We start from the raw sequence: 6,850 nt of genomic DNA, 5'->3' as shown, positions 1-6,850 counted from the left end.
TCGCGCCGCTCGACCCGCTGGCGGTCGGCGCCTGGCAACGCAGGCAACTGCTGTTCGACGCCACGCCGCTGGCGCAGGTGCTGGAAGAGCTCTCGCGCTACCGACACGACCGCGTCCTGGTGCGCGATGCGCGCCTGCGCGCATTGCCGGTCTCCGGATCGCTGGACGTCGCCGACCCCGAGCGCGCGCTGCGTACCTTGCTCGACAGCCTCAACCTGGAGGCGCTCGACCTGGGAGTGGTCACCCTCGTGCACGGACGTACGCCGGAGGCGGCCACTGCCGCCGACGCACAGAGCATGAACTCGAGATAAACAAGACCGGGCAGAGGACAAGACCAGGCCGTCGCGGCTGGGGGATCGGCCGGGACGAGCCCGTCTAAGCAGGAAAGAACGGAATGCGTTTCGTTCTCATCAAATATCTTCCTGCCCAGCGACCGTATGCCCATCCACCGCTCCACCGCCCGCCCCCGTCCCGCGCCGCGTCTCGCCCTGCTCAGCAGTACCCTCACCCTGATGTTGCTCAGCGCCGGAGCCCTGGCCCAGGTGCCGCGCGCGCCCGGCAGCACGGCGGCGTCGGTCCGCCATGCGATCGATCTGGAGGCGCAGCCGCTGCCGCAGGCGTTGCTGAAACTCTCCGCGCAGACCGGCCTGCAGGTGCTGTACGCCGGCCAGATCACAGATGGAGCGAACGCCCCCGCGGTGAAAGGCGACTACAGCGCCGAACAGGCGCTGCAACGCCTGCTGCAGGGCAGCGGCCTGGTCGCACGGCGCACCGGCACTCGGGCGATGACGCTGGAGCGCGCCGCGGCACCCGCCGGGGCGATCGTCACCGACACGCTGCGCGTGGCCGGCGACGACCGCAGCGCCGGCGGCGACGTCCGCGACCAGCGCGGCCGCGACGCGGTGTACGACCTGGACCTGTCCAGCGCGTACATCGGTCGCACCGAGGTGGAACGCTACAAGGGCGCCACGCCGTCGGATCTGGTCAACGGCGTCGCCGGCGTGTTCAGCGGCGATGCGCGCAACAGCGGCGCGCTGGATCTCAACATCCGCGGCATCCAGGGGCCGGGCCGGGTGCCGGTGAGCATCGACGGTACCGAGCAGGCGCTGACCGTGTGGCGCGGATACAACGGCGCCAGCAATCGCAACTACATCGATCCGCTGCTGATCGGCGGCATCCAGATCCTCAAGGGACCGTCGCTGACCCGCAACGTCGCCACCGGTATCGGTGGCGCGATGGTGATCGACACCCTGGACGTGGACGACGTGCTCGAGACCGGTCAGCGCATCGGCGGCGAAGTGCGTGTGGAAGGCAGCAGCAACGCGGTGGCGCCGCGGCTGCCGCGGCTGCACACCGGCCAGGACTACCGCACGGTGACCGGCTTCCCGCAGAACGCGCCGAACGCACCCTACGAGGATCGCACCCTGCAGGTGCAGCCGCGCCATGGCGGTGGCGGCGACAACGTGTTCTCCGGAGAGGACCTCGCCTACCGTCTGGCGCTGGGCTGGCGCCCCGCCGACTCCGTGGACCTGTTCGCCGCCTACGCCTATCGCGACCGCGGCAACTACTATGCCGGCAGGCACGGCGCCGGCTACTACAGCCGCTCGCGCGGCTCCTCCGCCGACGACTACATCCTGTCGATGGCCAACTACTGGCGGCCCGGCGACGAGGTCGCCAATACCTCCAGCCAGATGGAATCGTGGCTGTTCAAGCTCGGCTGGCGGCCAAGCGAGGCGCAGGCGCTGCAACTGGGCTACCGCGACAGCCTCTCGCACTACGGCGAGGTGATGCCTTCGCGGATCATCGAATCGGCGAACCGCGCTGCGATCCAGTGGCCGCTGAGCAGGGTCGATGCGCAGGCCTGGAACCTGCGCTACACCTGGCACCCGGCCGACAGCCGCTGGCTCGACCTCGACGCCACGCTGTGGCGCACCGACACCGCCAGCGCCACCTACACCGCCGGCGGCTTCCCCAACTATGCGCGAGGGCCTGACAACCCGATGCTCAGGAACACGGCCCTGGCGAATGCGCGCAACGACCGCACCGGGCTCACCGCGAGCAACCGCGTCCGCCTGGCCGATGGCCTCGATCTGAGCGTCGGCGGCAGCGTGCAGCACGAGCGCCTGCGCTCGGACGACGCCTATTTCGGCGTCAGCGATGGCTGGCGCATGTATCCGCGCGCGGGCCGGCGCCAGGAACGGCAGGCCTACTTCAACGTGGAATGGCGGCCGCTCGAGCGGCTGGCGCTGAGCGCCGGCGCGCGCTACGCCACGTACTGGGCGTTCGACGACTTCCTGGCCGCGCACGCCGGGCAACTGCGACAGTCGCTGGTCGACGGCTACGAGATCAGCTATCGCACCACCCAGACCTACACCCAGGCCGAGCGCGAGGCGTTGATCGCCGACCAGCTTGCCGGCAATCGCGAACTGCTGGACCTGGAGATCATCACCCAGGAGGAGTACGACGCCATCGCCGCCGACCTGCTGCAGAACGTGCCGACCCAGTACGACGTGCAGCACAAGGCGCCATGGCAGGCCGATGCGCATGGCCGCTACACCAAGGCCGGGAATGCCTGCCTAAACGGATCGCTGGATGCGCTGCCCGGCACACTCGGGCAGACGTGCCTGGCCAGCCCCGTCGTCAGCACCGGCGACGCCAGGGCGCGCCGCCGCAAGGACCACGGCTGGATGCCGTTCTTCTCGGCGACGCTGGATTTCAGCGATGTCAGCAGGGCGTATCTGCGCTACAGCGAGACCTTGCGCTTCCCCAGCATGTTCGAGAGCACGGTTGCGTTCTCCGCCTCGCTCAATCCCTGGGACCTGAAACCCGAACACGCCCACACCTGGGAACTGGCCTACGTCCAAGACCTGGGCGCGCTGCTCGGCGCGGACACCACCGCCGACGTCAAGCTGGCCTACTACGCCAGCAAGACCCGCGACGTGATCGAACGCGACGCGCAGTTCAAGTTCGACAACATCGACAAGCAGACCATCCGCGGCCTGGAGCTGCAGGGCCGCTACGACGACGGCCGCCTGTTCACTGATCTGGGGGTGAACTACACGCTGAAGAACGAAGTCTGCGACGAGACAACGGCAGCGCTGCTGTCCAGCAACAACGGCTATGTCATCGGCAGCGGCCGGATCGTGCCGACCTGCGTGGACTACGGCTTCGTCGGCGGCTACCTGCTCACCCAGAGCACGCCGAAGCTGTCGGCGAGTTGGTCGCTGGGCACGCGCCTGTTGCAGCGGCGCCTGGAGCTGGGCAGCCGCCTGACCTACTACCGGCAGTATCGCAATCCGGATCTGGAATGGTTCCGCGAGAACTCCGTGCAAGGCGGCGACGGCCGCCTGGTCTACACCTTCAACGTGCCGTTCTCCTGGGGCACCACGCTGCTGCTGGACGCCTACGCCCGCTATGCGCTGCGCAAGAACCTGAGCATCGAACTGGGCGCGACCAACCTCACCGATCGCTACTACGTCGACCCGGCCACCCGCTCCACGGTGGCCGCCCCAGGACGCACGCTGAAACTCAGCATGACCGGGAGATTCTGATCTCCCGCACGCCGTTCAAGGAGTGTGATTCGAACCGGACACGGACGTCCTTCCTCGTTCCAAACCAACCAGAAGGATCCATCGCATGAACATGAAACGTCCTCACGCCGCACTGCTGGGCCTGGCCATCGCCAGCGTACTGGGCAGCGCGCACGCAGCCCCGTTCCTGGGCAAGTCGAGCAACGAAAGCTACGTCAAGGTCGGCGAATCCACCGTCAACGGCGGCCCGCACCGTGCCGGCCAGGCCGGCATCGCGGTGAACTCGACCGGCCTGGACAAGCCGGTGGACTTCAAGGGGCTCTCGATGTACGGCGGCGTCGGCTCGGTCAAGGTGCTGAACTTCCCGTACAGCGGCGCACCGAGCAGCCACGACAACCTCGGCGTGTTCGCCTTCTCCCAGGTCGGCAGCCAGGACGTATGGTTCGGCGAGTGGTACTCGCGCAAGGACAACGCCGATGGCCTGAACACGCACACGGTGTACTTCGTCGGCGACAAGCCGGACAGCAGCGTGCCCAGCGCCGGCACCGCCACCTACAGCATGGTCGGCATCAACGACTACAGCGCCGGCAACCAGTTGACCGGCACCTTCACCGCCAACTTCGGCACCGGCCGCCTGACCGGCTCGATCCAGAACAACGCCGGCTTCGCGGTCAACATCGGCACGGCCAGCATCAACAGCAACGCCAGCATCTCCGGCAGCAACGCCATCGCCCGCCAGTCCGGCAGCGTGGTCGCGGCCAACGGCGCGGTGTCCGGCCAGTTCTACGCCAACCAGGCCGCGCTGGCCGGCATCGCCGACTTTGCCGGGGTGAAGTACGACACCGCCTTCGGCGGCGCCAAGCAGTAATCCGTCTGCGCGGCACGTCCGCGCCTTTCGATCCGTACCCGGGCAGGACCAGCCACGACCATGCCAGTCCTGCTCCGCTTTCGCACCTGTTGCTCGATGCCTTGCATTTCTTCCGCGCGCCGACGGCGCGCACGCACGCTTGTCGCACTGACGGCCTGCCTCGCGTGGCTGGCGGCCGCGCCGTGCGCGATGGCGCAGGCGCAGGACGATACCCGACGCCTGCTCGAACAGCGCGACCAGGGCCAGGCGCTCGAACGCGAACGCGCGCTGGTGCAGGAGCCGGCCACCGGCGAGCGACCGAGCATCGTCGTCGACGGCATGTCCTACGTCGTCGCGCCGACCGCCAACGACGTCGGCCGCGCGCTGTACCTGTCGCTTCAGAACAAACAATGGCCGGCCGTGCAGCGGTTCCTCGCCGAATACCTGACCCTGCCCGAGCGCGACCCGCTGCTGGTGCATTACGCGCAGGGCGCGGTGGCGCGCAACCGCGGCCGCTACGGCGACGCCGAGCGGGAGTACCGCGCGCTGCTGACGTTGCAGCCGGACTTCCTGCCCGGGCGTCTGGAACTGGCGCGGGTGCTGTTCGAGGACCAGCAGGACCGCGAGGCCGAACAGGCGTTCGCAGCCATTGCCGCCTCGATCGACGCTGGCGATCCCAGGACCGAGGGTGTGCGCAACACCATCGCCGGCTTCCGCCAGGCCTTGGCCAACCGGCGCGACTGGAACGGCACCTTCGCGCTGGGACCGGCCTGGAGCGACAACGTCAATCGCACCTCGGCCAGTTCCATCTGCCTGCTGCCGCTGGAAGGGCGCTGCTACTTCAGCCGCAGCACGCCCACGGCGATCGTCGCCTTCGGCGCCGACTACGATGCCAGCGCCGAACGGCGCCTGCCGCTGCGCGGTCACCATGGGCTGTACCTGCGCACGCTGCTGTTCGGCCAGAGCTATCGCGACAACGGCGCCTACAACGAACTTACCGCGCTGACCCAGGCCGGTTACAGCTATCGCAGCGGCCGCCACAGCCTGGCGCTGGCGCCCTCGTTCGATTACTACGCGCTGGGCAACCAGGCGCTGTATGGCGCCTGGGGCGTGCATGCGGAATGGAGTTGGAGCCTGTCGCCGCGGTCGCTGGTCAAGCTGGAAGGCGACTGGAAGGACATGCGCTACCGCCGCCGCGCTTACGCCGCCAGCTACGACGCGATCATGCGCGGCGCCTCGGCCACCTATTTCCGCAGCCTGGATGCGCGCTGGACCGTGTTCGCCGGGGTCGACGCCAGCGACACTGCCGCCGTGCAGGACACCGAGGCGTACCTGCAGCGCGGCGTCCGCCTGGGCGGTTCGCGGCAATGGCCGGGAGGCATCGACGCCACCGTGTTCGCCTCCTACCGGCTGCGCGACTACGGCGCCTACAGCGCGGTCCTGCGCGCACGCCGCCACGATGCCGAGCGCACCTACACCCTGGTGCTGCGCGCGCCGCGCCTGGCGGTCGGCGGCTTCGTGCCGCTGCTGACGCTGCGCCACAACCGCGTGCGCAGCAACGTCGACTGGCTGTACGGCTACGAGCGCAACACCATCAACCTGAAACTGGAGCGCGCCCTGTGACGCACACGCCGTCGCCACCCGTTATCGCCCCCTCCCCCGCGCCGAGCCGCGCGCAGCGCCTGAAGGCCGCCACCGCGCAGGCGCATACCCGGCTGGACCGGCGCATCATGGCCGCGCAACCGTTCGCCTCGCGCGACAACTACGCGCGCTTCCTGCAGGTGCAATACCGGTTCCATTGCGACATGGAGCGCATCTACGCCAACCCGGTGCTGGCCAGCGTGGTGCCGGACCTGGCGCAGCGCCGGCGTCTGCCAGCGCTCGTGGCCGACCTGCACGACCTGGGCGTTGCGCTTCCCGCCGACCACGCCACCGCGCCCGGCAGCGCCGGCCACCCCACCCAGGTCGCTGCGCTGGGCTGGCTGTACGTGGCCGAAGGCTCCAACCTGGGTGCGGCGATCCTGGCCAGGCTGGCGGCGAAACTGGGCCTGCACGCGCAGTTCGGCGCGCGCCATCTGGCCGGGCACGAGGACGGGCGCGCGCAGCACTGGCGCCAGTTCGTCGCCGCGCTCGACCGCCTGGCGCTCGATGCCGGGCAGGAACAGGCGGTGATCGCCGCCGCGCGCAGCGCGTTCGCGCAGGTGCAGGCGTACGTGGACCTGCACCTGCCGGCGACGCCGCGATGAGGCCGATGCCGCCGTGGAGGCGACCGTGCAGCTGAGCCGCGCGCTGTGGTGCGGCCTGGGCCTGCTGATGCTGGCATTGGGCCTGATCGGCGCCGTGCTGCCGGTGATGCCCACCACCATTTTCCTGATCTTGGCAGCGTACTGTTTTTCGCGCTCCTCGCCGCGGCTGGACGCCTGGCTGCTGGCGCATCCGCGCTACGGCGCGACGCTGCGCCTGTGGCGCGAGC

Annotated in this window: 5 protein-coding genes and 1 pseudogene; all 6 read left to right on the top strand. The window is 69.3% G+C overall.

The genetic code is table 11. The features are described from left to right. Nucleotides 1-311: pseudogene (locus D588_RS0116830) on the top strand (hypothetical protein); the annotation flags it as partial. A gap of 126 nt (nucleotides 312-437) precedes the next feature. Next, entirely contained in the window at nucleotides 438-3,551 is a 3,114-nt protein-coding gene (locus D588_RS0116825; RefSeq protein WP_017916809.1) for a TonB-dependent receptor, read from the top strand. 85 nt (nucleotides 3,552-3,636) lie between these two features. Beyond that, nucleotides 3,637-4,398, top strand: coding sequence for a Slam-dependent surface lipoprotein (locus D588_RS0116820; protein WP_017907247.1), 762 nt, complete (start codon nucleotides 3,637-3,639; stop codon nucleotides 4,396-4,398). Nucleotides 4,399-4,587: 189 nt separating this feature from the next. After that, the gene (locus tag D588_RS0116815; protein WP_017916808.1) at nucleotides 4,588-6,000 is read left to right on the top strand and encodes a surface lipoprotein assembly modifier; all 1,413 of its coding nucleotides are present in this window, start codon (nucleotides 4,588-4,590) and stop codon (nucleotides 5,998-6,000) included. Continuing rightward, nucleotides 5,997-6,623, top strand: a complete 627-nt coding sequence (locus tag D588_RS0116810) for a biliverdin-producing heme oxygenase (RefSeq protein ID WP_017916807.1) — start codon at nucleotides 5,997-5,999, stop codon at nucleotides 6,621-6,623. Before D588_RS0116815 ends, D588_RS0116810 begins: the two co-directional genes overlap by 4 nt. Nucleotides 6,624-6,690: 67 nt before the next feature. Next, nucleotides 6,691-6,850: YbaN family protein (locus tag D588_RS25115; protein WP_043085540.1), on the top strand; the 160-nt coding region annotated here is incomplete at its 3' end.

The sequence above is a fragment of the Xanthomonas sp. SHU 308 genome, from assembly GCF_000364645.1.
Classification (GTDB): domain Bacteria; phylum Pseudomonadota; class Gammaproteobacteria; order Xanthomonadales; family Xanthomonadaceae; genus Xanthomonas_A; species Xanthomonas_A sontii.
Note: the sequence above shows the minus strand (reverse complement) of the source record. Positions and strands in the feature narration are given on the sequence as shown.